At 70.3% G+C, this 23,877-nt stretch carries 23 protein-coding genes; 9 read left to right on the plus strand and 14 right to left on the minus strand.

The window, feature by feature from the left end:
• The first annotated feature begins 3 nt into the window (after positions 1-3).
• From ASF52_RS04240 to ASF52_RS04250, 3 genes are all read left to right on the plus strand, one after another.
• Entirely contained in the window at positions 4-600 is a 597-nt protein-coding gene (locus ASF52_RS04240) for a DUF447 domain-containing protein (RefSeq protein ID WP_056168166.1), read from the plus strand.
• A 31-nt stretch (positions 601-631) separates the two neighbouring features.
• Positions 632-1,165, plus strand: a complete 534-nt coding sequence (locus ASF52_RS04245; RefSeq protein ID WP_056168170.1) for an SRPBCC family protein — start codon at positions 632-634, stop codon at positions 1,163-1,165.
• A gap of 68 nt (positions 1,166-1,233) precedes the next feature.
• Complete coding sequence (locus ASF52_RS04250) at positions 1,234-2,136, plus strand: beta-propeller fold lactonase family protein (RefSeq protein ID WP_056168382.1); 903 nt, start codon at positions 1,234-1,236, stop codon at positions 2,134-2,136.
• An 81-nt stretch (positions 2,137-2,217) separates the two neighbouring features.
• On the opposite strand, the gene ASF52_RS04255 is transcribed toward ASF52_RS04250, so the two are convergent.
• The 11 genes from ASF52_RS04255 to ASF52_RS04305 form a co-directional block, all read right to left on the minus strand.
• A complete protein-coding gene (locus ASF52_RS04255; protein WP_056168173.1) occupies positions 2,218-3,576 on the minus strand; it encodes a M23 family metallopeptidase in 1,359 nt (452 codons plus the stop codon).
• Positions 3,577-3,692: 116 nt separating this feature from the next.
• Positions 3,693-4,346, minus strand: coding sequence for a protein-L-isoaspartate O-methyltransferase family protein (locus ASF52_RS04260; protein WP_056168177.1), 654 nt, complete (start codon positions 4,344-4,346; stop codon positions 3,693-3,695).
• A 13-nt stretch (positions 4,347-4,359) separates the two neighbouring features.
• The gene (surE, locus tag ASF52_RS04265) at positions 4,360-5,124 is read right to left on the minus strand and encodes a 5'/3'-nucleotidase SurE (RefSeq protein ID WP_056168181.1); all 765 of its coding nucleotides are present in this window, start codon (positions 5,122-5,124) and stop codon (positions 4,360-4,362) included.
• A complete protein-coding gene (gene serS, locus ASF52_RS04270; RefSeq protein WP_056168384.1) occupies positions 5,124-6,401 on the minus strand; it encodes a serine--tRNA ligase in 1,278 nt (425 codons plus the stop codon). The genes surE and serS overlap by 1 nt, the downstream gene beginning before the upstream one ends.
• A 108-nt stretch (positions 6,402-6,509) precedes the next feature.
• Entirely contained in the window at positions 6,510-7,310 is an 801-nt protein-coding gene (tatC, locus tag ASF52_RS04275; RefSeq protein WP_056168184.1) for a twin-arginine translocase subunit TatC, read from the minus strand.
• Positions 7,307-7,807 (minus strand): Sec-independent protein translocase protein TatB, encoded by a 501-nt coding sequence (gene tatB / locus ASF52_RS04280; RefSeq protein ID WP_056168187.1) that lies wholly within the window; start codon positions 7,805-7,807, stop codon positions 7,307-7,309. The genes tatC and tatB overlap by 4 nt, the downstream gene beginning before the upstream one ends.
• 131 nt (positions 7,808-7,938) lie before the next feature.
• On the minus strand, positions 7,939-8,190 hold the full coding sequence (locus ASF52_RS04285) for a twin-arginine translocase TatA/TatE family subunit (protein WP_056168191.1): 252 nt from the start codon (positions 8,188-8,190) through the stop codon (positions 7,939-7,941).
• Between the two features lie 196 nt (positions 8,191-8,386).
• On the minus strand, positions 8,387-9,394 hold the full coding sequence (gene nagZ, locus ASF52_RS04290) for a beta-N-acetylhexosaminidase (RefSeq protein WP_056168200.1): 1,008 nt from the start codon (positions 9,392-9,394) through the stop codon (positions 8,387-8,389).
• Positions 9,395-9,580: 186 nt separating this feature from the next.
• A complete protein-coding gene (locus ASF52_RS04295) occupies positions 9,581-11,044 on the minus strand; it encodes an SPOR domain-containing protein (protein ID WP_056168201.1) in 1,464 nt (487 codons plus the stop codon).
• Between the two features lie 30 nt (positions 11,045-11,074).
• Positions 11,075-12,838, minus strand: coding sequence for an arginine--tRNA ligase (gene argS / locus ASF52_RS04300; RefSeq protein ID WP_056168204.1), 1,764 nt, complete (start codon positions 12,836-12,838; stop codon positions 11,075-11,077).
• 86 nt (positions 12,839-12,924) lie between these two features.
• A complete protein-coding gene (locus tag ASF52_RS04305) occupies positions 12,925-14,172 on the minus strand; it encodes a deoxyguanosinetriphosphate triphosphohydrolase (RefSeq protein ID WP_056168207.1) in 1,248 nt (415 codons plus the stop codon).
• A gap of 96 nt (positions 14,173-14,268) precedes the next feature.
• On the opposite strand from ASF52_RS04305, the gene ASF52_RS04310 reads away from it, so the two are divergent.
• Together ASF52_RS04310 and ASF52_RS04315 are read left to right on the plus strand one after the other, a co-directional pair.
• Positions 14,269-14,595, plus strand: coding sequence for a HesB/IscA family protein (locus ASF52_RS04310; protein WP_056168210.1), 327 nt, complete (start codon positions 14,269-14,271; stop codon positions 14,593-14,595).
• Positions 14,596-14,736: 141 nt separating this feature from the next.
• A complete protein-coding gene (locus ASF52_RS04315) occupies positions 14,737-16,566 on the plus strand; it encodes a hypothetical protein (RefSeq protein ID WP_056168213.1) in 1,830 nt (609 codons plus the stop codon).
• Between the two features lie 30 nt (positions 16,567-16,596).
• On the opposite strand, the gene ASF52_RS04320 is transcribed toward ASF52_RS04315, so the two are convergent.
• From ASF52_RS04320 to ASF52_RS04330, 3 genes are all read right to left on the minus strand, one after another.
• The gene (locus tag ASF52_RS04320) at positions 16,597-17,511 is read right to left on the minus strand and encodes a LysR family transcriptional regulator (protein WP_056168388.1); all 915 of its coding nucleotides are present in this window, start codon (positions 17,509-17,511) and stop codon (positions 16,597-16,599) included.
• 20 nt (positions 17,512-17,531) lie between these two features.
• Entirely contained in the window at positions 17,532-18,683 is a 1,152-nt protein-coding gene (gene rnd, locus ASF52_RS04325; RefSeq protein ID WP_056168216.1) for a ribonuclease D, read from the minus strand.
• A gap of 142 nt (positions 18,684-18,825) precedes the next feature.
• Positions 18,826-19,245, minus strand: coding sequence for a hypothetical protein (locus ASF52_RS04330; RefSeq protein WP_244473689.1), 420 nt, complete (start codon positions 19,243-19,245; stop codon positions 18,826-18,828).
• A gap of 214 nt (positions 19,246-19,459) precedes the next feature.
• On the opposite strand from ASF52_RS04330, the gene aspS reads away from it, so the two are divergent.
• From aspS to ASF52_RS04350, 4 genes are all read left to right on the plus strand, one after another.
• Positions 19,460-21,274 carry an aspartate--tRNA ligase gene (gene aspS / locus ASF52_RS04335; protein ID WP_056168219.1) on the plus strand — a complete coding sequence of 605 codons (1,815 nt, stop codon included), beginning with the start codon at positions 19,460-19,462 and terminating at the stop codon, positions 21,272-21,274.
• A gap of 261 nt (positions 21,275-21,535) precedes the next feature.
• Positions 21,536-22,420, plus strand: a complete 885-nt coding sequence (locus tag ASF52_RS04340) for a glycosyltransferase family 2 protein (RefSeq protein WP_056168223.1) — start codon at positions 21,536-21,538, stop codon at positions 22,418-22,420.
• Positions 22,417-23,481 (plus strand): acyltransferase family protein, encoded by a 1,065-nt coding sequence (locus tag ASF52_RS04345; protein WP_056168226.1) that lies wholly within the window; start codon positions 22,417-22,419, stop codon positions 23,479-23,481. Before ASF52_RS04340 ends, ASF52_RS04345 begins: the two co-directional genes overlap by 4 nt.
• Positions 23,478-23,828, plus strand: a complete 351-nt coding sequence (locus tag ASF52_RS04350) for a hypothetical protein (RefSeq protein ID WP_056168229.1) — start codon at positions 23,478-23,480, stop codon at positions 23,826-23,828. Before ASF52_RS04345 ends, ASF52_RS04350 begins: the two co-directional genes overlap by 4 nt.
• Positions 23,829-23,877: the final 49 nt, after the last annotated feature.

Here is a 23,877-nt window from a genome sequence, read left to right on the forward strand (position 1 = left end):
GCCGTGCCGCTGATCCTCGAGACCGTCGTCACCACGACCTCGCCCGCCGGCGACCTGCACCTCGTGCCCTTCGGTCTGATCCAGGACGGGGCGGAGTGGGTGTTGGCCCCGTTCCGGCCGTCGCCCACCATCCTCAACCTCGAATCCAATCCGGTCTTCGCCGCATCGAGCCCCAGCGACATCCGGGTCATCGCCGGCGCCGTCACCGGCCGGCGCGATTGGGCCACCCTGCCCTGCGACCGCATTCCCGGCCGGCGCCTCGCCGACAGCTTCGGCCACGCCGAATTCGAGGTGGTGGGGGTGGAACCGGACGAGACCCGTCCGCGCTATCGGGGACGCATGGTCCATTCCGCCGCCCATATCCCGTTCTTCGGCTACAACCGGGCGCAGGCCGCCGTGCTGGAGGCGGCGATCCTCTCGACGCGCCTCCAGATGCTGGACCCCGACAAGATTTTGACCGAGATGCGCTACCACGCCATCGCGATCGCCAAGACCGCCGGGCCCGCCGAGCGCGAGGCCTGGGACTGGATCGAGGACAAGGTCGCCGCCGCCCTCGGGCGCGACGACCGCATCCTCGATAAGCCCCCCGCAGCACCTTAAGAGTGTGTGTTCCCGAGGAGACGAGACCCCGATGAAGTTTTTGGCACTCACGACGGCGGCGGCCTTCGCCCTCGTCTCGTTCGGCGCCCAGGCGCACGGCCCCACCCGCAAGAAGGTCGAGGAGACCGTCGAGATCAACGCCACGCCGGATAAGGTCTGGGCCGTGATCTCGAACTTCCAGGACATGAGCTGGCTGCCTCCGGTCGAGAAGACCGAGGGCAAGGGCGGCAACGAGATCAAGGCCACCCGGACCCTGACCCTGAAGGGCGGCGCCACGGTGGACGAGGAGCTGTACAAGTACTCGGCCGATAAGATGAGCTACTCGTACCGGATCACCAAGGTCGACGTGAAGACCCTACCGGTGAACGACTACTCGTCCACCATCAAGGTCGAAGATGCCGGCGGCAAGACCAAAGTGTCGTGGGACGGCGCGTTCTACCGCGGCTACATGAACAACGATCCGCCGCCCGAGCTGAACGACGAAGCGTCCCAGAAGGCCGTGCGCGGCCTCTACCGCACCGGTCTCGACGCCCTCAAGGCCAAGGTCGAGAAGAGCGGTTCTTGAGCGACATCCGCTCGCATCGCGCAGCACGGAAGGGCCGGCGTCATGCCGGCCCTCTCCTCCTCGCCCTGATGCTCGTCACGGCGCAGGCACGCGCCGAAGAAGCCCTCGTCACGGCGCAGGGCGCCAATGTCCTGGCCGTGGTCGACCTCGAGGCCGGTGCGGTGGTGGGCCAGATCGCCATGGACGGCGCGCCCGCCGGCATCGCGCTCTCGCCGGACCGCAAGACCGCCTACGTCACCCGCCCCGAGGGCCCGGGCCTCGCGGTGGTGGACCTCGCGACCCGCACCGTCACCACCACCCTCGCCCTGCCGGGTGGCCCGCTCGGGATCGCCGTGAACCCGAAGTCCGGTGTCGTCTACGTGGCCGATTGGTACGGCAGCCGGGTCTTCGTGATCCCTGCCGATGGCTCCCGCCTCGAGACCGAGTTCCAGGTCGGCGCCTCGCCCTCCGGCATCGCCGTGACGCCGGACGGCGCCACGGTCCTGGTGGCCAACCGCGAGGGCGATACGGTCTCCGTCGTCGATGCCGCCACCCTGGCCCTGACCCGCACGATTCCCGTCGGCCGGCACCCGTTCGGTCTCACCCTCGATGCGGCGGGCGCCCGCGCCTACACCGCCAACGTCACCTCGAACGACGTCTCTGTGATCGATGTCGCGGCCGGCACCGAAATCGGCCGGGTGACCACGGGCGAGCGGCCCTACGTGGTGGCCCTTGCCGGCAACCGCGGCTTCGTCACCGACCAGTATGCAGGCACGGTGAGCGTGTTCAATCTCCAGACCCTCACCAGCGTCGCGGCCATCGAAGTCGGCGACCACCCCGAGGGCATCGCCGCCACCCGCGACGGCACGAGCCTGGTGGTGGCGAACTGGGGCTCGAACACCCTCAGCATCCTCGACGCCGCCACCCTCAAGGTGACGAAGGAGATCCCGGTCCCCGACGGTCCCCGATCCTTCGGCGACTTCTTGCGCTGAAGGCAGGTCGCCTTTCCCCAAACGAAGAACGGCGGCTCCCTGGGGAGCCGCCGTTCTTCGTTTCAGCCCCTGCGGGCCGCTTCAGTTGCTGGCGAGATGCGGCATCGGATCGACGGGGGTCGCGCCCTTGCGGATCTCGAAGTGGAGCTGAGGCGAGGTCACGTTGCCGGATGCGCCAGACTTGGCGATGGTCTGGCCGCGCTTGACCTTCTCGCCGGGGCGGACATCGAGTTCGCCGTTATGGGCGTAGGCCGAGACGTAGCCGTTGGTGTGGCGCACGAGGACGAGCTTGCCGTAGCCCTTCACGTCTGAGCCGGCATAGGCCACCGTGCCGTCCTCGGCCGCCTTCACCGCCGTACCCTCGGGCACCGAGATGTTGATGCCTTCGTTGCCGGACGAGCCGTAGCCCGAGATCACCCGGCCCTTAGCAGGCCAGCGGAACGAGGTGTCGGACGCGACCGAGCCGGTGCTGGCGGGCTCGGCCTTCGGCGTCTCGACGGCGGCGACCTTCACGGGCGTCTTCGCGGCTTCCTTGGCAGCTTCCTTGGCGGCGGCTTCGGCGGCCTTGGCCTCGACAACCTGCTTGGCCGCCTTGGCGGCTTCGAGCTTGGCGACCTTGGCCTCGGCCTCGGCGGCCTTCTTCGCCGTCTCCTTGGCCGCGTCGGCCTTCACCTTGGCGGCATCGGGCTTCGTCTCGGCCTTGGCCTCCTTGATCTCGATCTTCCGCACGGCCTTGTCGTCGGCCTTGGCGACGGCCTGGCCCGGACGCGGATGCGCCTTCCTGGCATCGGCGGCCTTGGACTCGGCCACCGCCTTGGCGGCCTCGGCCTTGCGGGTCTCGACGAGCTTCTTCGCCTCGGCGAGCTTGCGGGCGTCCGTGAGCTTGGCCTCGGCGGCCTTCCTCTCGGCGGCCTTGCTGGTCTCGACGAGACGGCGCGCCTCGGCGAGCTTCTCGGATTCGGCCTCCTTGCGGGCAGCCAGGGCGGCGGCTTCGGCGGCCTTGCGCTCGGCGGCGCGGTCGACGACCTTGGGAGCGGGCGCCGCCGGAACGGTGCGGGTCGTCATGGCGCGGCCCGCATCCGGGTTCATGCCGGACACCATGCCGGAGACGGGCTCCGTCGAGGCGACGCGGCTCGTCTGCGCCCGGGGGGCCGGCGGCACCGCGGCCATGGGCCGGGGCGACATCGCCACCCCGGGGGCGCCGAGCGCCTGGGACTGGATGCGGCTCGTGCGCACCACCGGAGCCGGGGCGATCTCCCCGTCCGGAAGGCTCCCCGTGGCGACCGGCTCGCTCGCCATATTGGAAGCGAACGGATTGCCGAAGGGGTCGCCGAGGCGCGACGCATCCGACGAACAGGCGGCCGCGCCGCCTCCAATCACTCCGATGAGTGCGAAGCGCGACAGCGTCTTCAACCCTCGACCAGTCCCGCGAACCCGCATCGACGCACCTGTCTGACCTGACGCAACTTGATGACGTCATTCAAACGGGATTCAGGTTAAACAACCGTTCCGATTCACCACGTTCGCGTCGATCGGGAACCCTGCGCGTTGCTCCATTACAGGACGCGGGCGCGTCCCGGGGTCAGCGGTGCGAGCCGCAACCCACCGCCGATACGCTCCTGAACGACGCCGTCGGCCCCCATTGCGAGAACGACGAGACGCGCCGTTTCGACCGAGCCGAGTGCTCCGACGAGACGTCCCCCCGGCGCCAGAAATCCGAAAAGGTGGGGCGGCAGGGCGGCTACGGTGCCGTTGAGGAGGATGCGGTCGAAGCGCCCCTCGGGCACGCTGCCAACGTCGAGCCCGTCACCCACCGCGATGGTGGCCCGCACCCGGTCCTCGGGCAGGAGTGCGACGCGGGCATCCTCGGCGAGAAGCGCGTAGCGCTCGACGCTGTGGACGTGGGCTGCCCCGAGCCGCAGCAGCAGGGTGGTCACGTAGCCCGAGCCGGTGCCGATTTCGAGGAGGCGCATGCCGGGGCGCGCGCCGAGTGCCGTCAGCATGGCCGCGATGGCGCTCGGCGCCGTCATGGTCTGCCCGCAGGGCAGCGGCAGGGCGAGGTCGCGCCGGGCGAGGTCGCGATGGGCGCCCGGAGCGAAGCGCTCGCGCGGCACCCGCTCCAGGGCGCGCAGGGTGTCGGTGTCGCGCACCCCCCGCCCCCGCAGGGCCATGACGAAGGCCGCCGCCTCGATGGAGCCGTCCGTCGCCATGGGACGCTCGGCCTCAGCCGGAAAAGCCCTGCGCGAATCGGGTCAGGCTCGGCTCGTCCGTGAGGTCGAGGCGCAGGGGGGTCACCGAGATGCGCTTCTCGGCGATCGCCTTGAGGTCGGTGCCGTTCCCCGGCTGGAACGTCGCCTTGGCGAAGGCCAGCCAGAAATACGGATTGCCGCGCCCGTCCTGGCGCGCGTCGATGGCGAGCAGCGCCTGATTGCGGAACCCCTGCGCGGTCACCGACGTGCCCTGGACCTCCCCCGGCTCGCAATCGGGAAAGTTCACATTGACGACGATGCCGGGCTCGATCCCGATCTCCAGGATCTTGCGCACCACCCCCGGGCCGTGCTCGGCCGCGCATTGCCACTTGATCGCGCCCCGGCCGCCGGCCCCGTAGGCCTGGCTCAGCGCGATGGACTTCACGTTGAGGATCGTCCCCTCCATGGCCGCCGCGATGGTGCCCGAATAGGTCACGTCCTCGGCGACGTTCTGGCCGCGGTTGACCCCCGACAGGACGAGGTCCGGCCCATGATCCTTGAGAATGTGGCGCACCCCCATGATCACGCAATCGGACGGCGTGCCCTTCACGGCGAAGCGCTTCTCCGACACCTGACGCAGGCGCAACGGATCGTTGAGCGACAGGGAGTGCGAGACGCCCGACTGGTCGGTCTCGGGCGCCACCACCCAGACGTCGTCGGAGATGGCCCGGGCGATCCCCTCAAGGGTTTCGAGCCCCGGCGCGTGGATGCCGTCGTCGTTGGTGACGAGAATGCGCATCAGACTTTGTGTCCCTCGATCCGGTCGATCCCGCCCATGTAGGCCTTCAGTGCCGAGGGCACCGTGACGCTGCCGTCGGGGTTCTGGTAGTTTTCCATCACGGCGATGAGGGCGCGGCCCACCGCCACCCCCGAGCCGTTGAGGGTGTGGACGTAATTCACCGCCTTGCCCGCCCGGAAGCGCGCGTTCATGCGCCGCGCCTGGAAGTCGCCGCAGACCGAGCAGGACGAGATCTCGCGAAAGGTCTCCTGGCCCGGCATCCAGACCTCGATGTCGTAGGTCTTCTGGCTGGCGAACCCCATGTCGCCGGTGCACAGCGTCATGATCCGGTAGGGCAGATCGAGCTTCTTCAGCACCGCTTCCGCCGACCCCAGCATGCGCTCGTGCTCGGCGGCCGACTGGTCCGGCGTGGTGATCGAGACGAGCTCGACCTTGTTGAACTGGTGCTGGCGCAGCATGCCGCGCGTGTCCCGGCCCGCCGAGCCGGCCTCGGCGCGGAAGCACGGGGTCAGGGCGGTGAAGCGTAAGGGGAGTTCTTCCTCGCGCAGAATGCTCTCGCGCACGAGGTTGGTCAGCGGGACTTCGGCCGTGGGGATGAGCCAATGCTCACGGACCGCGAACTGGTCGTCCCGGAACTTCGGCAACTGGGCGGTGCCGAACATCGCTTCGTCCCGCACCATGAGCGGCGGCGCCACCTCGGTGTAGCCGTGCTCGCCCGTGTGCAGATCGAGCATGAACTGACCGAGTGCCCGCTCCAGCCGGGCGAGCTGGCCCTTGAGCACCACGAAGCGCGCGCCCGACATCCGCGAGGCCGCCTCGAAATCCATCAGCCCCGAGGCCTCGCCGATCTCGAAATGCTGCTTGCCCGTGGCGAGCTGCGGGCGGGTCGCCGCGAACCGGCGGTACTCGACGTTGCCGTGCTCGTCGGCGCCCTCGGGTACGTCGAGGTTCGGGCGATTCGGGATCGCGGCGAGCTTCTCGTCAAGGGTCCTGCCGGCCCCGGCCTGGGCCGTCTCCAGCACGGGCGCCTCGTCCTTGAGGCGGGCGACCTCTTCCATGAGTTCGGCGGCGCGGGCCTCGTCCTTGGACTTCTTGGCCCCACCGATCTCCTTGGCGAGCGCGTTGCGCCGCTCCTGATTGGCCTGCGCTGCCGAGGTAGCGCCCTTGCGCGCGTCGTCGAGGGCGATCAGCTCGGCCGCGAGCGGCGCCAGCCCACGACGGCGCAGTGCGTCATCGAAAGCGTCCGGATTCTCGCGGATGACGCGGATGTCGTGCATGGGGTCGCTCGGGCGCAGGCTTTCTGGATAGACGACGAGGCTTTGCAGCATCGACGCCAGCGCGACAAGGGCGGGCGGCTCCCGAGCCGATCCACCCTCACCCCGTGCCTACGGCTCCAGCCCCTCGGCCTTGCGCTTGGCCGCGCGCCTCCGCTCGACGCGGCCCACGGAGAAGATCGAGGCTTCGTAGAGCAGGATCATCGGGATCGCGAGGGAGAGCTGGGAGATCACGTCCGGGGGCGTCAGCACGGCGGCGACCACGAAGACGAGCACGATGGCGTAGCGGCGCTTTTCGCGGAGGAACGCCGTGTCGATGATGCCGATCTGGCCGAGCAGGGTCAGGATCACCGGTAGCTGGAACGCGATCCCGAAGGCGAAGATCAGCGTCATGATGAGCGAGAGATACTCGTCCACCTTCGGCAGGAGGGCGATGGTCGCCTCCCCCGGCTGCCCGATCTGCTGCAGCGACACCGAGAACTGGATGAGTAGCGGCATCGCCAGGAAGAACACCACCAGGGCGCCGAGGATGAAGAACACCGGCGTCGCCACGAGGTAGGGCAGGAAGGCCTGGCGCTCGTTGCGGTAGAGGCCCGGCGCCACGAAGGCGTAGATCTGCGTCGCGATCACCGGAAACGCCAGGAACCCGGCCCCGAACACGCTGAGCTTGATGTTGGTGAACACCTGCTCGAGGAAATGCGTGGCGATGAGCTTGGCGTTCTCGGCCCCCACGATGGAGACGTAGGGCCAGACGAGGATGTTGTAGATATGCCGCGAGACGAAGAAGCAGGCGAAGAACATCACCACGAAGGCGGCGAGCGACTTGATGAGCCGCGATCGCAATTCGATGAGGTGGTCGAGGAGCGGGGCCCGCGACGCCTCGATGTCGGCGTCATCCGTGGCGTTGGTCATCGGGCTTGATCGGGCTGCGAGTTGGCCGGGGAATTCCTGGCCACGACCGGACGGTCCGGCGTCTCGGCCGGCGGCGGGGAAGCGAGGGGATCGGCGAAGGGAGCGGGGTCGATCGAAGCCGGCTCGGGGGCGGGCGCCGGATCGCTCTCGGCGAGCTGGGCGGCGACGTTGGCGAGCGGCTGGGTCGGCGACGGCGTTGTCTTGGTGTGACCGTCCACGGCGCCCTTGATCTCGTCGCGGATGGTCTGGACCGGATTGAACACCGGCCCCATGGTCCCGGCGGCCTTGCGGACCCCGTCGACCTCACGGCGGATTTCGTCGAACTCCGCCTCGCGCACCGCTTCGTTGAACTGCGATTGGAACTCGCCTGCCATCCGGCGCATCTTGGTCGTGATCTGCCCGACCGTGCGCAGGGCCTTGGGCAGGTCCTTTGGACCGATGACGATGAGGGCGACGCCGCCGATCAGCATCACCTCGCCCCAACTCATGTCGAACATTCGTGGACTGTCCCGCGCTCGCGCGATGCCGGTGACGGCGGGGTGCCTATCGCAGGTCGCGCGGGGTTCCGCCAGACCCCGGCGCCGGCCGGCCGAAGCCGGGCCCCGCCGTCACGCGAAACGCCGCGCGCTCAGACGACCTTGCGGTCGGCCGTGACGGTGTTGGCGGTCGCCGGCTCGCCCTGGTGCGGCAAGGTCCGCACGGGCTCGCCCGTGCTCGGCGGCGGCACGGCCGTGGGCGCCTCGTCCTCGGCCATCCCCTTCTTGAACGCCTTGATGCCCTTGGCGACGTCGCCCATCAGGTCGGAGATCTTGCCGCGCCCGAACAGCAGCATCACGATGCCGGCGACGATGATCCAGTGCCAGATACTCATGCTGCCCATGGCAACCTCCCGCGCCGGGGGGCTCGAAGCCCGCACGGCACCCACGCGTGTGATCCAGTTCCGGCGAACCTAAGGATCGCGCCCGCCCAGCACAAGAACCGCTTGGAAACCAGTGCGCTCGCGTGAGCGAACGACGAGGCCCGTTCCCGGGCGGGAGCGAGGCGGAATGCCGCGCCGGCTCCGGGGGTCGGCCCGCTCAGGCAGCCATCGCCAAGGCGGCCTCGAACCGGGCACGCGCCTCGCGCACGTCGAAGGCCGGCGCTCCGGCGGGCAGGCGAGCGAGGGCGTCGTGCGCCCGGCGCAGGGACGCTCCGGCCAGGGCCGGCGCGCCCTCGGCCACCCCGCGCATCTCCGTGAGATCGCCGTTGCAATGCAGGCCGACATCGATCCCCGCCGCGAACGCGGCCTCGGTGCGCGGGCGAAACCCGCCCTGGAGCGCGTGCATGGACAGGTCGTCGGTCATCAGGAGACCGTCGAAGCCGATGATCCCGCGAATCACCCGCTCGATGACGAGGGCCGACTGCGTCGCCGGATGGTCGGGATCGAGGGCGGTGAAGACCACGTGGGCGCTCATGGCCATGGGCAGGTCGGCCAGGGCACGGAACGGTGCGAAATCCTGCGCCGTGAGGCTCGCGAGGTCGGCGTCCACCACGGGCAGGCCCTTGTGGCTGTCGCATCCGGCGCGGCCATGGCCGGGGATGTGCTTCATCACCGGCAGCACGCCGCCCTGCATCAAGCCCAGCGCCACGGCCCGGCCGATCTCGGCGACGCGCTCGGGGGTGGTGCCGTAGGCCCGGTCGCCGATGACGTCGTGGGCACCGGCCACGGGCACGTCGAGGACGGGGGCGCAGTCGACGTTGATGCCGACGTTTGCCAGATCGTGCGCCATGAGACGGGCGCCGAGCTCGGCCATGGCGACGGCCGAGCCGTCGAGGCGCCCGAAACGCCCGCCGGCCGGATAGGCCGGCCAGTGCGGCGGCCCCATGCGCTGCACCCGGCCGCCCTCCTGATCGATGAGGATCGGCGCGTCGGCGCGGCCCACGGTGTCGCGCAAGGCCCGGGTCAGCGCCAGCACCTCGTCGGGCGTGCCGATGTTGCGCTTGAACAGAATGAAGCCCCAGGGCGCCACGTCGCGAAAGAACGCGGCCTCCTCCGCCGAGAGGGACTTGCCGGCGCAACCGAGGATCAGGGCACGGGTGGTCATGAACGCGGCGTCCTCGGGACTCGGTGACGCGCGCCGGCCCACTTGGGCCGGGCCGGCGGCGCGACGGGAAGCGCTGGGAGGGAGAATCGGACGGAACGGCGGGCGGACGCAAGCCGAAAGCCTCGGCCGGCACCGCTCCGCAGGGAGCGAGAACCTCGGTTCTTCTCCGGGCGGTGGTTCTAGGCCTCAGTTCTTGGCGACGAAGCACTGGCCGCCGGCACCCTGGAGCTGGGTGCACAGGCTCGTCGCTTCGTTCTTGCCCAGCGGCCCGACGCGCACGCGATAAAGGGACTTCCCGTTGACCTCGGCCTGACGGATCAGGGCCGGCTGGCCGGCGAGTTGAGTGAACTTGCCCTGCAGCTGCCTGAAGGCGGCCTGGGCCTCGGCGGCGCTGGCGCGCACGCCGAGCTGGACCGAGAAGGAGCCGGCGGCGGGCGCGGGGGATTCGGCGACGGCCGCAGCCGTTGGGCTCACGGCGGCTGTGGTCTCCGGTGCCACGGCCGCGACGCGCTGGGGCGCCTTGACGCGCGGTACGGGAGCGGGGGCCGGAACGACCGGCTCGGGTGCGGGCGCCTCGGCCACGGGCGTCGTGGTCGGAACCGACACGGGCGCGGTGACCCGGGCGCTGCGCGGCCGCAGGGAACCGGCGGCGGTGCTGCCCTCGGCGGGAGCGCCCGGCAGGGTCATGGTCGGGATCACGGATGCCGGCGCAGCCTCGGCGGCCTCGGGCTGCGATGGCGGAACCGGCGTGTCCGGCTTGACCGAGACGGTCCGGACCCGGCGCGGCTCCCCGAGGGATTCGGTCAGGGTTCCGGTCTGCTGCGGGCTGGAACTGCCGGGGGTGGCGCCGCCTTCGCCCGTACGCTGGGCCGAGCGGGCCGCCTGCGCCACGTCGAGGGGCTGTTCCTCGCGGTTGACGATGCGGATCTGCCCGTCCTTGGCGGTGCGGTCGTAGATCTGCTTGTTCTGGTCGGGGATCTCGACGCCGTCGGCCTTCTGCGGCGCGATCTTGAGGGGCGCCGTGTCGGCCAGGATGGTGGGCACGCCGCCGCTGGCGCCGCCGCCCGCATGCAGGCCGCGCCAGGCGAGGCCGCCGGTGATGCAGACTGCCAGCACGCCGAGACCGGCGCCGACGGAGACGAGGCGGCTGCGCTGACGCGGCCGGCCCAGGGTGGCGCGCTCGCCGGAGGCGAACGCATCCTGCTCGGCCTGAGGCGCAGAATCGGCTCCTTGGCTCTGATAGGGATCCTGCTCCACGGACGCGAGATACTGGTCGAAGGCATCCGTCGGCGAGGACGCGGCGGGCGTTTGATGGGCCGGGGCCTGCGGTTGGGCCGGGCGGCCGGGCGCCACGGGCGCATCGACGAAGCTCGGTTCGATGCGCCGGCCCGAGGCCGGGTCGGACCGTCCGTCGCGGGCCTCCAAGATGGCGCGGAACGGATCGTCCTGGCCGACGATGCGGGCGAGCTCGGCCAGGGGATCGGATTTGGCATGGGCCTGCGGCGCGCGGACGGGCTGTCCTTGAGGGCCGGCTCCCTGTGAAGCGGGCCCTTGCGAAGCAAGCCCATGCGAAGCGGGCCCTTGGGGCTGCTGCAGATCACGCGCGAAGGCGTCGAAATCGACCGTCGCTCGCGAAGCGTTCGTCGTCATGGCAGCATTCCCCTTCACGCCGCGGTCACCTCACCGCATTTCGTCCGGCGCAGTGACGCCCAACACCGCGAGGCCGGAGGCGATCACGCCCCGCAATGCCTCCACGAGGGCCAATCGGGCCCGGGTTGAGTTTCGGTCGGTTGGATTAACAAACCGTAATTGCGGCAAGTCTTTGCCCTTGTTCCAGAAACCATGCAGCGAACTGGCGAGCTCGTAGAGGTAGAAGGCCACGCGGTGCGGCTCGTGTGCCCCGGCCGCCGCCTCGATCACGCGCGGATACTGGGCGATGAGCCGCATGATCTCGGCCTCGCCGGAATCGGTGAGCAGCCCAAGGTCGGCGTCGCGAAGCAGGCCATCCCGCGAAAAGTCCTCCGTCGGCATCGCCTCCCGGGCCTGGCGGAACACCGAGAAGCAGCGCGCATGGGCGTACTGCACGTAGAAGACTGGGTTGTCCTTGGATTGCTCGACCACCTTGGCGAGGTCGAAATCGAGGGTCGCGTCGTTCTTGCGGTAGAGCATCATGAAACGGATCGCGTCGCGCCCGACCTCGTCGACGACCTCGGCCAGGGTGATGAATTCGCCGGCGCGCTTCGACATCTTCACGGGCTCGCCCGCGCGCAACAGCCGCACGAGCTGGCACAGCTTGACGTCGAGGGTGGCCGTGCCACCGCTCACGGCCTTCACCGCCGCCTGCATGCGCTTGACGTAGCCGCCATGGTCCGCCCCGAGCACGTCGATGAGGTCGGTGGCGCCGCGCTCGATCTTGGTCCGGTGGTAGGCGATGTCGGAGGCGAAGTAGGTGAACGAGCCGTCCGACTTCAGGAGCGGCCGGTCGACGTCGTCACCGAACTCCACCGTGCGGAACAGGGTCTGCTCGCGGTCCTCCCAATCCTCGGGCAGCTGGCCCTTGGGCGGCGGCAGGCGGCCCTCGTAGACGAGGCCCTTCTCACGGAGTTCCGCGAGGAGGACCGGCACCGCCTGCGCGAGGGTGGCTTCGGAGAAGAACACGTCGTGGTGGATGCCGAGCCGGGCCAGATCGCCCCGGATCAGATCCATCATCGCGTCGATGGAAAAGGCCCGCACGGTGGGAAGCCATTCGGCTTCCGGTTGGTCCAGGAGGGCCCGCCCATGCGTCTCGGCCAGCGCCCGGCCCACGGGCACGAGGTAGTCGCCTGGATAGAGGCCCTCGGGGACCGGCCCGACATCTTCGCCGAGGGCCTCGCGGTACCGGAGGAAGGCGGAGCGGGCGAGCACGTCGACCTGCGCGCCCGCATCGTTGATGTAGTATTCGCGCGTCACGTCGCGGCCCGAGGCGACGAGGAGGTTGGCGAGCGCATCGCCGAACACCGCACCGCGCCCATGGCCGACATGCATCGGCCCGGTGGGATTGGCCGAGACGTACTCGATGTTGACCCTGCCCGCAGAGCCGTGTGCCGCCTGCCTGACGCCACGCCCGTAGGCATCGCCCTCGCTCAAGGCCGCCCGCACCACGGCGTGGAACAGGTCCGGCGCCAGCCGAAGGTTGATGAAGCCGGGACCGGCGACGCTCGCCTCGACCACGTCCGGGTCCTTGCGCAGCTCCGCCGCCAGGGCCTCGCCCAGCGCCTTCGGGTTAGTCTTCGCCTCCTTGGCCAGCACAAGGGCGGCGTTGGTGGCGAGATCCCCGTGGCTCGCGTCGCGGGGCGGCTCCACCACCACGCGCGACAGGTCGAGCCCCTCGGGCAGCTGTCCGGCCCGGATCAGGCCCTGCACGGCCGCGCGCACGCGCGCCTCGAAGGTGGCGAAGATGTTCATCGGTGATCGGTTTCCGCTCGCGACGGCCGCCGCGTCACGACGGCCCACGCCTCAAGTGGGGGGCATACCAACCGGGCGCACGGGTGTCACGGCTCGGCCAGCGGCAGGCCCTTGCTCTCCGGGCTCCAATGCAGGTCGGGCGTCGCCGTGAAAAGGCGCTTGTGGGCGAGCACCGCGTAGGTGTCGGTCATGCCGGCGATGTAGTCGGCCACCCGGCGGGCGACGCGACCCGCGCTCGCGCCCTCCAGCCCGTCCGACCATTCCTCCGGCATGGCGCGGGGCTCGGCGGTGAACCGCGAAAACAGGTCGGCGACGATGATGTCCGCCTTGGCGCGCACGGCCAGCACGCCGGGATGGCGGTACATGCGGGCGAACAGGAAGGTCTTGATCGCCGCATCCGCCGCCGCGATGGCGGGCGAGAACGCGACGACGGGGGCGGACGCCGCCCGGATGGCGGCGACGTCGCCGGGCGCCAGGGCGGCGATGCGGCGCCCGCTCTCGGCGATGACGTCCTCGACGAAGCGGGTGATCACCCGCCGCGCCAGCTCGTGAATCTTTCGCGATGGGTCGAGGGTCGGATAGAGCCCGTCGATTTCCGCCAGGATCTCGGCGAGGAACGGCACGGCGTCGAGGTCGGCGAGATCGAACAGGCCGGCGCGCAGGCCGTCGTCGAGGTCGTGGCTGTCGTAGGCGATGTCGTCGGCGAGCGCCGCCGCCTGCGCTTCGGGCCCGGCGAAGCGCGCGAGTTCGAGATCGTTCAGGCGATCGTATTCGAGGATCGCCGCCGGAATGCCGCGCGTCGCCCAGCGCGGGGTCGGCGTCCCGTCCGCCTCCAGCAGGGGACCGTTGTGCTTGACCAGGCCCTCCAGGGTCTCCCAGGCGAGGTTGAGTCCGTCGAAGCCGGCGTAGCGCCGCTCCAGCCGGGTGACGATGCGCAGGGCCTGGGCGTTGTGGTCGAAGCCACCGTGCCCACGCATCAGCGCGTCCAGGGCATCCTCGCCGGTGTGGCCGAAGCAGGTGTGGCCGAGGTCGTGGCTGAGGGCGAGGGCCTCGGCGAGATCCTCGTCGAGGCCGAGCGCCCGGGCGAGCGCGCGGGCGATCTGGCTCACCTCCAGGGTATGGGTGAGGCGGGTGCGATAGTGGTCGCCCTCGTGGTGCACGAAGACCTGGGTCTTGTGCTTGAGGCGCCGGAAGGCGGAGGAGTGGATGATGCGGTCGCGGTCGCGCTGGAAGTCGCTGCGCGTCGGCGAGGACGCTTCGGGAATCAGCCGCCCGCGCGTCGTGGCCGGGTCCGTCGCATAGGGCGCCCTCCAGCGCTCACCGTTGTGCCGCACGTCATCCCCCCGTCGCGCCGCGTTGCAGCGCGTGCTTGCCGAGCCTATCTTGTGCGCCTGAGCGCATCTGGCAATCGACGAGACCCGAGCATCACGATGGCCGACATCACCCTGACCCCGCGCGCGGCGAAGCGCATCAACGAGATCATGGGCGCCGAGCCCCCGGGCGCGTCCCTGCGGATCAGCGTGAACGGCGGCGGCTGCTCGGGCTTCTCCTACGCCTTCGACATCGAGCGGGCACGGGCCGCCGACGACGTGGCCATCGAGCGCGACGGTGCCACGGTGCTCGTCGACCCCATGTCGCTCGAATACATGAGTGGCTCGGTCATCGACTTCGTCAACGACCTCATCGGCCAGTCGTTCAAGATCGAGAACCCGCTGGCCACCGCGTCCTGCGGTTGCGGCACGTCGTTCTCCCTGTAGGGTTTCGCCCGCACGTCCGTTGATCCGGACGCCCCCGGCAATTGCCACATCCCGCGAACTGCGGCACGGATGCGTCGTCCATGGCGCCCCCGCGGCGCGCCCTCCCCTGAAGCGCCGTTTGCCAGCGATCCGGAAAACCCCATGACCTGCTCGAAAGGCCGCCCCCTCCTGCGCTGGGCGACCGGCGCCTCGGCCTGCGTCCTCGTCCTCCTCGGCGCCGGCCTGCCGGTGGGACCCGGGCCCGCCTGGGCCCAGGAGGCCGCCTCCGCCGTTCAGGACGTGACCCTGACGGACGTGACTCTGCCGCTGGGCGACGCAGTGCTGAAGGCCGCGCGCGTCACGGTCAGCGGCACGCGCCTGTCGAAGGACGAACTCCTCGCCCTGCTCCGCCCCGGCCCCGAGCCCGTGGCGTCGCGCCTCGCCCGCCTCGATGCGGCGAGCCTCGTGATCCCGGACCTGCGCATCGAGGGTGGGTCCAAGGGCGTGCGGGAGACGGTGACCTACGGCAACGTCGTCGCCAAGGACGTGCGCGCCGGACGGATCGCCGAGCTCACCTCCACGGGGGCGGTCCTCACCGTGGAGGGCGAGCGCAAGGGTGCCGGGTCCTACGGTCCGCTCCAGGCCACCGACCTCGATCTGGCGGCCCTGGCCCGGCTCTATGCCGAACCGGGTGACGGCAAGGGTGCCCTGCAGCGGATCTACGGCACGTTCGCCGTGGCGGACATCGCCTTCGTCGACGCCAAGGGCATGGCGGTGAAATTCGCCCGCATCCAGGGTCGCGACCTCAGCGCCCGGCCGGTGCCGGGCACATGGGCCGGGGCCTTGGCGGCGCTGACCGCCCCCGGTCTCGCCGAAGCGCCGCCCGCCACCCGCGCCAAGCTGTCGGCCAACGCCGCGGACCTCGCCGAAGCGGTGACGCTCGGCGGCTTCGAGGCCACCGGCCTCAGCGTCCAGCACACCACGGGGCCGACGCCGCTGAACCTCGCCATCGACCGCATCCAGGTCGGCGGCTCGGATGCGAGCCTCGAGGGCATCACCCTGGCGAGCAACGGGCTCGATGCGAAGGCCGCGCGCCTGTCGCTGAACGGCTTCTCCATCGCCCCCACCATCGCGGCCCTGCGCAAGCTCGCAGCGACGCCCGACGCCACGGACGAGGACCTGCGCCGGCTGACTCCGGTGATCGGAACCCTCGCCCTCAGCGACCTCAGCCTCGACCTGTCCGGCGATCCGGGTGCGAAGGCCCAGGATCCGGTGGTGCAGGATCAGGCTTCGAAGAATCCGGCGGTGAGGACCGAGCCGTTGCATGTGGGCCTGCGCGCGGCGACGTTCAATTTCGGGCCACCCCGCGACGGCGTCCCCACGGCCGGGCGCATCGACCTCGCGGGCCTGACCCTGCCGGCCTCCGCCGTGGCGGGCGTGCCCGGCCTCGGGTCCCTCGGCCTCTACGGCTACCGCGACCTCGATCTCACCGTGGTGGCCGACACCGCCTGGGATGCTGCGGCCAAGGAACTCAAGCTCGGCGAGATCTCGATCTCGGGCAAGGACATGGGCACGGTGCGGGTCAACGGCATGCTCGGCGGCATCGGCCCCGAGGTGTTCGACCCCGATGCCGGCGTGTCGGGCTTCGCCATGCTGTCGGCCACCGCCAAGGCCCTCGATCTGACCATCGAGAACACCGGCCTGTTCGAGCGCTTCATCGCGGCCCAGTCCAAGGTCCTCAGCCTCAAGCCCGAGGAACTGAAGCAGGAATACGTCACGGCGAGCCTCTACGGCGTGCCGGCGATCCTGGGCAATTCGGCCGGCGCCAAGGCCATCGGCGCGGCCATGGGCCAGTTCGTGGCCAAGCCCGGCACCCTGTCCCTGAGCGTCCGCCCCCGGAACGGAACCGGCATCGGCATGCTGGAGTTCAGCGCCAGCCCGACCCCGGCCGCCGTCCTCGACCGTCTGACCATCGACGCCAAGGCGAACTGAGCCGCACCGCACGCGGCCCGATGCGCGGCGCTAAGATGTCGGATCGTCCTGAGCGGTCCGCGCATCGGCCTCGGCCGCTGCCCACACCGCCTCGACGGCGGCGCGGGTTCGGGCACGATCACGGTAGAGCCGGATCTCCAGGGGGACCGCCGCCCCGGTGGCGATCAGGCGGCCTTCGGCCAGTTCGCGGGTGACGAGGCTGCGCGGCACCCAGGCGAGGCCGTGGCCCTCCAGCGCCATGGCCTTCAACGCCTCCGCCATGGCGTTGGCGTTGGTGTGCGCGACACGCCCCGGCGGCACCTCCCCCTGCGCCGTCCCCTGCGCCTGCGCGAACAGGCTCACGCGGCCGAGAAAGGAGTCGGCGGCATAGGCCAGCAGCGGCGTCGGCGCATCCGCGCTCGGCACCGGCAGGGTCGGCCCATGCACCGCCACCAGCGCATCCGCCCCGACCACGCGGTGGGGATAGAACTCCGGATCGAGGAGGATCGGCACGCTGGGGTGGTGGAAGGTGAGCAGGAAGTCGTAGCCGCCCTCGGCGATGGCCTGGAGGCAGTTGTGAAAATCGTCCGGCAGAAGCCGTGTCCCGATGGGACCGGTGCGCGCCTCGATGGCCCGGAACCAGGCGGGGAAGAAGGCGAGCGACAGGGTGTGCAGGGCGGCGACACTCACCACCGGACCGCCCGATCCCGTGCCGGCGCGCAGATCCACGCGGCTCGCCTGGAGCATCCGCACGGTCTCCTCCGCGGTCTCGCGGAAGCGCCGGCCCGCCGGCGTCAGGGTGGTGGGGTAGGTGCTGCGGTCGATGAGGCCGACGCCGAGCCAGAGTTCCAGGGCCTGGATCCGGCGGCTGAAGGCCGATTGGGTGACGTGGCGCGCCTCGGCCGAGCGGGAGAAGCTGCGGGTCTCGGCGAGGCTGAGGAAATCCTCCAGCCATTTCAGCTCCACCGCGCGCTCCTCGCCGATGATCAATCCAGTTCGCGCACCACCACGCGCCCGCGCTCGGCCGAGAGGGCGAGGCGGCCGGCCTTGAGGGCGAGGGCCTTCTCGCCGAACAGCGCCCGGCGCCAGCCGTGCAGCACCGGCACGTCGGCCGCGTCGTCGTCGGCGATGGCTTCGAGATCGTCCACGGAGGCGATGATCTTCGGGGCGACGCCTTCGGTCTCGCACACGGCCTTCAGCAGAACCTTGAGGAGTTCGACAAGGGCCCCGTTGCCGCCGCGGCCGCGGCTGCGCTCGGGCAGGGCGATGTCGGTGAGATCGCGGGCGAAGCCCCGCTCCACCGCCGCCAGGATGTCCGTACCCGTGCGCGAGCGCTCGAACCCGGCGGGGATGGAGCGCAGGCGGCCGAGGGCCTCGACGCTGCGGGGGGCCGAAGACGCGACGTCGATCACGGCCTCGTCCTTGAGGATGCGCCCGCGCGGTACGTTGCGGCTCTGCGCCTCGCGCTCGCGCCAGGCCGCGACCTCGATGAGCACGGCGATCTCGCGCGGCTTGCGCATGCGCCCCGCGAGGCGGCGCCACGCCTGCGACGGGTCGGCCTTGTAGGTCTCCGGCGAGGTGAGGACGCTCATCTCCTCGTCGAGCCACTCGCCCCGGTCCGTGGAGAGGAGCTGCCCGGCGAGCACCTCGTAGACCTTCACGAGGTGGGTGACGTCCGAGAGGGCGTAGCTCGACTGCGCGTCAGAAAGCGGGCGCCGCGACCAGTCGGTGAAGCGCGAGGACTTGTCGATCTTGGCCTTGGCCACATCGTTGACGAGCTGTTCGTAGGAGACCGAATCGCCGTAGCCACACACCATGGCGGCCACTTGCGTGTCGAAGAACGGCTGTGGCAGCAGGCCTCCGAGCAACCAGATGATCTCGAGGTCCTGCCGGGCCGAGTGGAACACCTTGACCACGCCCTCGTCGGCCATCAGCGCGAAGAACGGCGCGAGGTCGAGGTCGGGCGAGAGCGGATCGACGAGCACCCCCGAACCGTCCGGCCCCGCCATCTGGATGAGGCAGAGCTTCGGGTAGTAGGTGGTCTCGCGCATGAACTCCGTGTCGACGGTCACGAAGGGATGCGCGGCAAAGCGGTCGCAGGCCTCGGCGAGGGCGTGCGTGGTCGAGATCAGGTCCATGGAATTCGGCTATATCGGAGGTTGACGCCTCAGGCGAGATCGTATCCCGCGCCGCGCTCGCCTATCCCCCTAATACCGGCGAGCCGACGCAGCTCAACCGAAGGCCCCCGCCGAGATTCTCTTACCGCCCCCCGCGATCCCGTTACGCGGCGCGCTGGCCGGAGCGGTTCCGGCGGGCGAGGCGCCGCACCAGATCGGCGCGCTGACGCCGCTGCGCCTCGGCACGGGCGAGGAGCCAGTCGAGGATTCCCGTCTCGATCCGCGTCCCGCCCTCCTCCGTGAGGCGCCGGATGCGGTCGACCCGGAAGCCGCGATAGCCGCCACGCGCCCGGTCGATGCCGCCAAGCAGGGTCCGGCCCGGCCCGAGCCGTAATTCCCGCGCGTCGAGAACGCGGCGGCTCCAGATTCCGCGGGAATCCTCGTAGGTGATCTCGAAGCGGCCATCGAGCGGCAGAACCTGCCATGCGCCGGCCTGATGCGTGGCTTGGCCGGCACCGGTTCCGCGCCCCGAAGCGACGACGGACGCCACATTCAGAATATCGAAAAAAGCGTTTGAATTCATGGACCTGATATGGGGATCGTGTGCCTTCTCCGAAAGGCCCCAACGCGCTTTGCCGACGTCATCCCCGCTGCGTCCGGCCCCCATCAGGGGGCAACGACGGGGCATCGTCGCGGCGACCCGTCCGCCTCGATGCCACGCTCCCCTCGAAGCCGCGCTCGCCTTGACTTGAACGCCCCCGCGTGAATGGTGCCGGGCTCATTCGATAGAGCCCGCCATGCACCGTTATCGTACCCACACCTGCGGGGCGCTCCGCCCCTCGGACGTCGGCCAGACCGTTCGCCTCTCGGGCTGGTGCCACCGCATCCGCGACCATGGCGGCGTGCTGTTCATCGACCTGCGCGATCATTACGGCCGCACCCAATGCGTGGTGGATTCGGACTCGAAGGCATTCCAGGGCGCGAACCTCGCCCGCTCCGAATGGGTGATCCGCATCGACGGCCGCGTGCGGACCCGCCCGGCCGGCACCGAGAACCCCGACCTGCCCACCGGCACCATCGAGGTCTACATCGACGACCTCGAAGTGCTCGGGCCCGCGGGCGAATTGCCGGTGCCGGTGTTCGGCGACCAGGACTACCCGGAGGAGACGCGGCTGAAGTACCGCTTCCTCGATCTCCGCCGCGACAAGCTGCACGCCAACATCATGAAGCGCGGCGCGATCATCGATTCGCTGCGCCGCCGTATGCGCGAGGGCGGGTTCTTCGAGTTCCAGACCCCGATCCTCACCGCTTCGTCCCCCGAAGGTGCGCGCGACTACCTCGTGCCGTCCCGCGTCCATCCCGGAAAATTCTACGCGCTGCCGCAGGCGCCGCAGCAGTTCAAGCAGCTGACGATGATCGCCGGCTTCGATCGCTACTTCCAGATCGCCCCGTGCTTTCGCGACGAGGACGCCCGCGCCGACCGCTCGCCGGGCGAATTCTATCAGCTCGACATCGAGATGAGCTTCGTCACCCAGGAGGACGTGTTCCAGTCCGTCGAGCCCGTGCTGCGGGACGTCTTCCTCGAATTCGCCGACGGCAAGCGCGTCACCGAGACCTTCCCGCGCATCCCCTACGCCGAGTCGATGCTGAAATACGGCGTCGACAAGCCAGACCTGCGCAACCCGCTGATCATCGCCGACGTGACGGAGGCATTCGCCCGCGAGGACGTGGCGTTCAAGGCGTTCAAGGGCGTGATCGCGTCCGGCGGCGTGGTCCGCGCCATCCCGGCCACGGGCGCCGCGACGCAGCCGCGCTCGTTCTTCGACAAGCTCAACGACTTCGCCCGCGCCGAGGGTGCGCCGGGCCTCGGCTACATCGTGTTCGAGGATGTCGACGGCGTGCTCACGGGCAAGGGTCCCATCGCGAAGTTCATCCCGGCCGAGGTCCAGGCCCTGATCGCCGGCACCACCGGCACCAAGGCCGGCGACGCGGTGTTCTTCTCCGCCGGCACCGAGGCCAAGGCGGCCGCCCTCGCCGGCAAGGCCCGCATCCGGATCGCCGACGAACTGAACCTGTCCGACAAGGACCAGTTCGCGTTCTGCTGGATCACCGACTTCCCGATGTACGAGTGGAACGAGGACGACAAGAAGATCGACTTCTCCCACAACCCGTTCTCGATGCCGAACTTCGACCGCGAGGCGTTCCTCGCCCTCGACCCTTCGGACGAGAAGACGATCCTCGGCATCAAGGCGTTCCAGTACGACATCGTCTGCAACGGCACCGAACTCTCGTCGGGGGCCATCCGCAACCATCGCCCCGAGGTGATGGAGAAGGCCTTCGGTCTCGCCGGCTACGGCCAGGACGTGCTCGAAGAAAAATTCGGCGGCATGCTCAACGCGCTGAAGCTCGGCGCCCCGCCGCACGGCGGCATCGCGCCGGGCATCGACCGCATCGTCATGCTGCTCTGCGGCGAGCAGAACCTGCGCGAGGTGGTGCTGTTCCCCATGAACCAGCGCGCCGAGGACCTGATGATGGGCGCCCCCGCCGAGGCGACGCCGAAGCAGCTGCGCGAGTTGCACATCCGCCTCAACCTGCCCGAGAAGAGCGCCTGAGGCGCGCCCTCCCCCGCGCTTTGTCCTGAAGGATGTGTGGGGGACGGCCCCCCCACACACCTCATCCTGAGGTGCCGGAGCGCAGCGGAGGCCTCGAAGGAGGACTCCAGATATCACCGCATCCCTGGAGGCCTCCTTCGAGGCCGCTTCGCGGCACCTCAGGATGAGGTCGCGTGGGGGGAACGAAAGATCCGATCGACAGGCAGGGCGGATTGTCCGGCCTCGCCGTTCATCGGATGACGCTGGACAGGAGACGTTGCCGTGCCGAGCCTCGTCGCCATCGTCGTCACCCATGACAGCGCGCACGCCCTGCCGGGCTGCCTCGCCGCACTCGCCGCCGAGCACGTGCCGGCGCTTGTGGTGGACAATGCCAGCCGGGACGCGTCCGTGGCCCTCGCCGAAGCGGCGGGCGCGCAGGTGGTGCGCAACGCCCGCAACGAGGGCTACGGCCGGGCCAACAATCGCGGGGTCCGTGCCGCCGTCCAGGCCGAACGGGTTCTGATCGTCAACCCAGACGTGACCCTCGGGTCCGGGGCCGTCGACGCCCTGCTGGCCGCCGCCCGCGCCTACCCGGATGCGGGGCTCCTGGCCCCCCGCCTCGTGGAGCCGGACGGGCGGTTCTTCTACCAGCCGCGCTCGCTGCTCGCGCCGTACCTGACCAATCGCAAGGGCAAGCGCGCCCCGCCCGAGGGCGATGCCTGCGCGCCGTTCCTGTCCGGCGCCTGCCTGATGATCCGGCGCGACCTGTTTCTCGATCTCGGCGGCTTCGACCCGAACCTGTTCCTGTTCTACGAGGACGACGACCTGTGCCGGCGCGTGGCCGATGCGGGCCGCGCCCTCGTGCACGTCCACGGTGCGCAAGCCCTGCACGGGCGCGGGCGCTCCTCGGCGCCGGAGCCCGGCCGGGTGTTCCGCACCCGCTGGCATCAGGCGTGGTCCCGTGCCTACGTCTCCCGCAAATACGGCCTGCCCGACCCGAGCCCGGGGATGCTCGCCGTCAACGCACCCAAGGCGGCGCTCGCCCGCCTCGTCGGGCACCGCGCCCTATGGGAGCGCTACGGCGGCTCGACGGCCGGGGCGCTGGCCGCCCTGCGCGGCCGCAGCGCCCTCGATCACGAAGGACTGGACCGCGAGGAGTCCGTGTGACCGCGAAAACCTTCGGGCAGGCCCTGGCCCGGCCGCACAATGGCTTCTCCGTCCTGCGCCTCGCGCTGGCCACCGCCGTGGTGGTGTCCCACGCCTTCAGCGTCACGAGCGGACAGCCCCTCGACGAGCCCCTTGCGCGGATGACGGGCTTCTCGCTCGGGGCGCATGCGGTCAACGGCTTCTTCGCCGTCTCGGGGTTTCTCGTCGCCATGAGCCTGGAGCGGCGGGGCGCCGGCGACTACGTGCTGGCCCGCGCCCTGCGCATCCTGCCGGGCGTGGTCGTGGCGACCCTCATCGTGACCCTGGTCCTCGGCCCCGCCCTGACCCGCCTGCCCCTGGCCGAATACCTCCAGGCCCCCGGCCCGTGGCTTTTCATCCGCGACACCCTGACGACGTTCAAGAGCAACGCGAGCCTGCCGGGGGTGTTTGCCGACAACCCCTACCGTTCGCCGCTGGGCACGGTCTGGACCCTGAAATACGAGGTGTTGTGCTACCTCGGGCTACTGGCCGCCGGGCTCGCGGGCCTCCTGCGGCGCGGGCCAGCCCTTGCGCTCGTGGCTGCCCTCGCCCTCGGTCTGGCGGCGGCGGCGTTCCTCCATCCCGGCCTGTCCGAGGGCGCGGAGACGCGCTTTCGCCTGCCGCTGCTGTTCGCCTCGGGCTCCGCCCTCTACCTCTGGCGCGACCGGCTCGGCCACCGGGCGTGGCCCCTGGCGCTCCTCGCCCTGGCGACCGCCCTCCTACAGGGCACGCCGCTGTATCGGAGCCTCCTGTTCCTCACGGAGGCCTACGGCGCGATCTGGCTGGCCCTCTGCCCGGCGCTGGCCCGTCCGATCCTCGAACCGCGGGCAGACCTCTCTTACGGGATCTACCTCTACGGCTGGCCGATCCAGCAGAGCCTGCACGCCCTGGTGCCCAGCGCCTCACCGTGGCTGCTGCTGCTCCCGTCCATGGCGCTCACCGGCCTCGTGGCGGCCGCGTCGTGGGTCACCGTCGAGAAGCCGGCCCTGCGGCTCAAGGCACGGGCCCTGGCGGGACGGGCGCCCCGGGCGGTGGTGTCGTGAGTCTCCTCGCCCCGCAGGCGGCCCTCGCCCGGGCGGTGGCCGGGGTGATCGCCCACGGCTTTGCCATCGTGGCCCGCAACACCCGGGGGGACAGCGTCTACCTCAAGCCCGAGGGCTGTGCCTTCGCCCTGCGGATCTCCAACCACGCTCGTACGCCGAAGCAGCGCAAGAACCACCCCGACGCCATTGCGAGCCTCGTCATCCGCACCCCGCAGACGGAGCGCGGCGTCGACGCCCTCGTGACGGAAGCCCTGCGGAATTTCGCCGGTGCCCGCCGGAGCCGCGAGGCGCTTCCGACCGTCGACCGAGCGGGAATCGGGGGCCTTCGCATCCCGACCACATCATGACACCGCGCCTAAGATAGGTTTTTATTAATATTTAGATGATGCCTTGATA

Origin of the sequence: Methylobacterium sp. Leaf112 (genome assembly GCF_001423295.1) — a bacterium.
Classification (GTDB): domain Bacteria; phylum Pseudomonadota; class Alphaproteobacteria; order Rhizobiales; family Beijerinckiaceae; genus Methylobacterium.

Bases quoted from the DNA above. Each gene is read 5' to 3' on its own strand.
- ASF52_RS04245 (WP_056168170.1), top strand. From the start codon at position 632: ATGAAGTTTTTGGCACTCACGACGGCGGCGGCCTTCGCCCTCGTCTCG.
- ASF52_RS04250 (WP_056168382.1), top strand. From the start codon at position 1,234: ATGCTCGTCACGGCGCAGGCACGCGCCGAAGAAGCCCTCGTCACGGCG.
- ASF52_RS04255 (WP_056168173.1), bottom strand. From the start codon at position 3,576: ATGCGGGTTCGCGGGACTGGTCGAGGGTTGAAGACGCTGTCGCGCTTC.
- ASF52_RS04260 (WP_056168177.1), bottom strand. From the start codon at position 4,346: ATGGCGACGGACGGCTCCATCGAGGCGGCGGCCTTCGTCATGGCCCTG.
- surE (WP_056168181.1), bottom strand. From the start codon at position 5,124: ATGCGCATTCTCGTCACCAACGACGACGGCATCCACGCGCCGGGGCTC.
- serS (WP_056168384.1), bottom strand. From the start codon at position 6,401: ATGCACGACATCCGCGTCATCCGCGAGAATCCGGACGCTTTCGATGAC.
- tatC (WP_056168184.1), bottom strand. From the start codon at position 7,310: ATGACCAACGCCACGGATGACGCCGACATCGAGGCGTCGCGGGCCCCG.
- tatB (WP_056168187.1), bottom strand. From the start codon at position 7,807: ATGTTCGACATGAGTTGGGGCGAGGTGATGCTGATCGGCGGCGTCGCC.
- ASF52_RS04285 (WP_056168191.1), bottom strand. From the start codon at position 8,190: ATGGGCAGCATGAGTATCTGGCACTGGATCATCGTCGCCGGCATCGTG.
- nagZ (WP_056168200.1), bottom strand. From the start codon at position 9,394: ATGACCACCCGTGCCCTGATCCTCGGTTGCGCCGGCAAGTCCCTCTCG.
- ASF52_RS04295 (WP_056168201.1), bottom strand. From the start codon at position 11,044: ATGACGACGAACGCTTCGCGAGCGACGGTCGATTTCGACGCCTTCGCG.
- argS (WP_056168204.1), bottom strand. From the start codon at position 12,838: ATGAACATCTTCGCCACCTTCGAGGCGCGCGTGCGCGCGGCCGTGCAG.
- ASF52_RS04310 (WP_056168210.1), top strand. From the start codon at position 14,269: ATGGCCGACATCACCCTGACCCCGCGCGCGGCGAAGCGCATCAACGAG.
- ASF52_RS04315 (WP_056168213.1), top strand. From the start codon at position 14,737: ATGACCTGCTCGAAAGGCCGCCCCCTCCTGCGCTGGGCGACCGGCGCC.
- rnd (WP_056168216.1), bottom strand. From the start codon at position 18,683: ATGGACCTGATCTCGACCACGCACGCCCTCGCCGAGGCCTGCGACCGC.
- ASF52_RS04330 (WP_244473689.1), bottom strand. From the start codon at position 19,245: ATGAATTCAAACGCTTTTTTCGATATTCTGAATGTGGCGTCCGTCGTC.
- aspS (WP_056168219.1), top strand. From the start codon at position 19,460: ATGCACCGTTATCGTACCCACACCTGCGGGGCGCTCCGCCCCTCGGAC.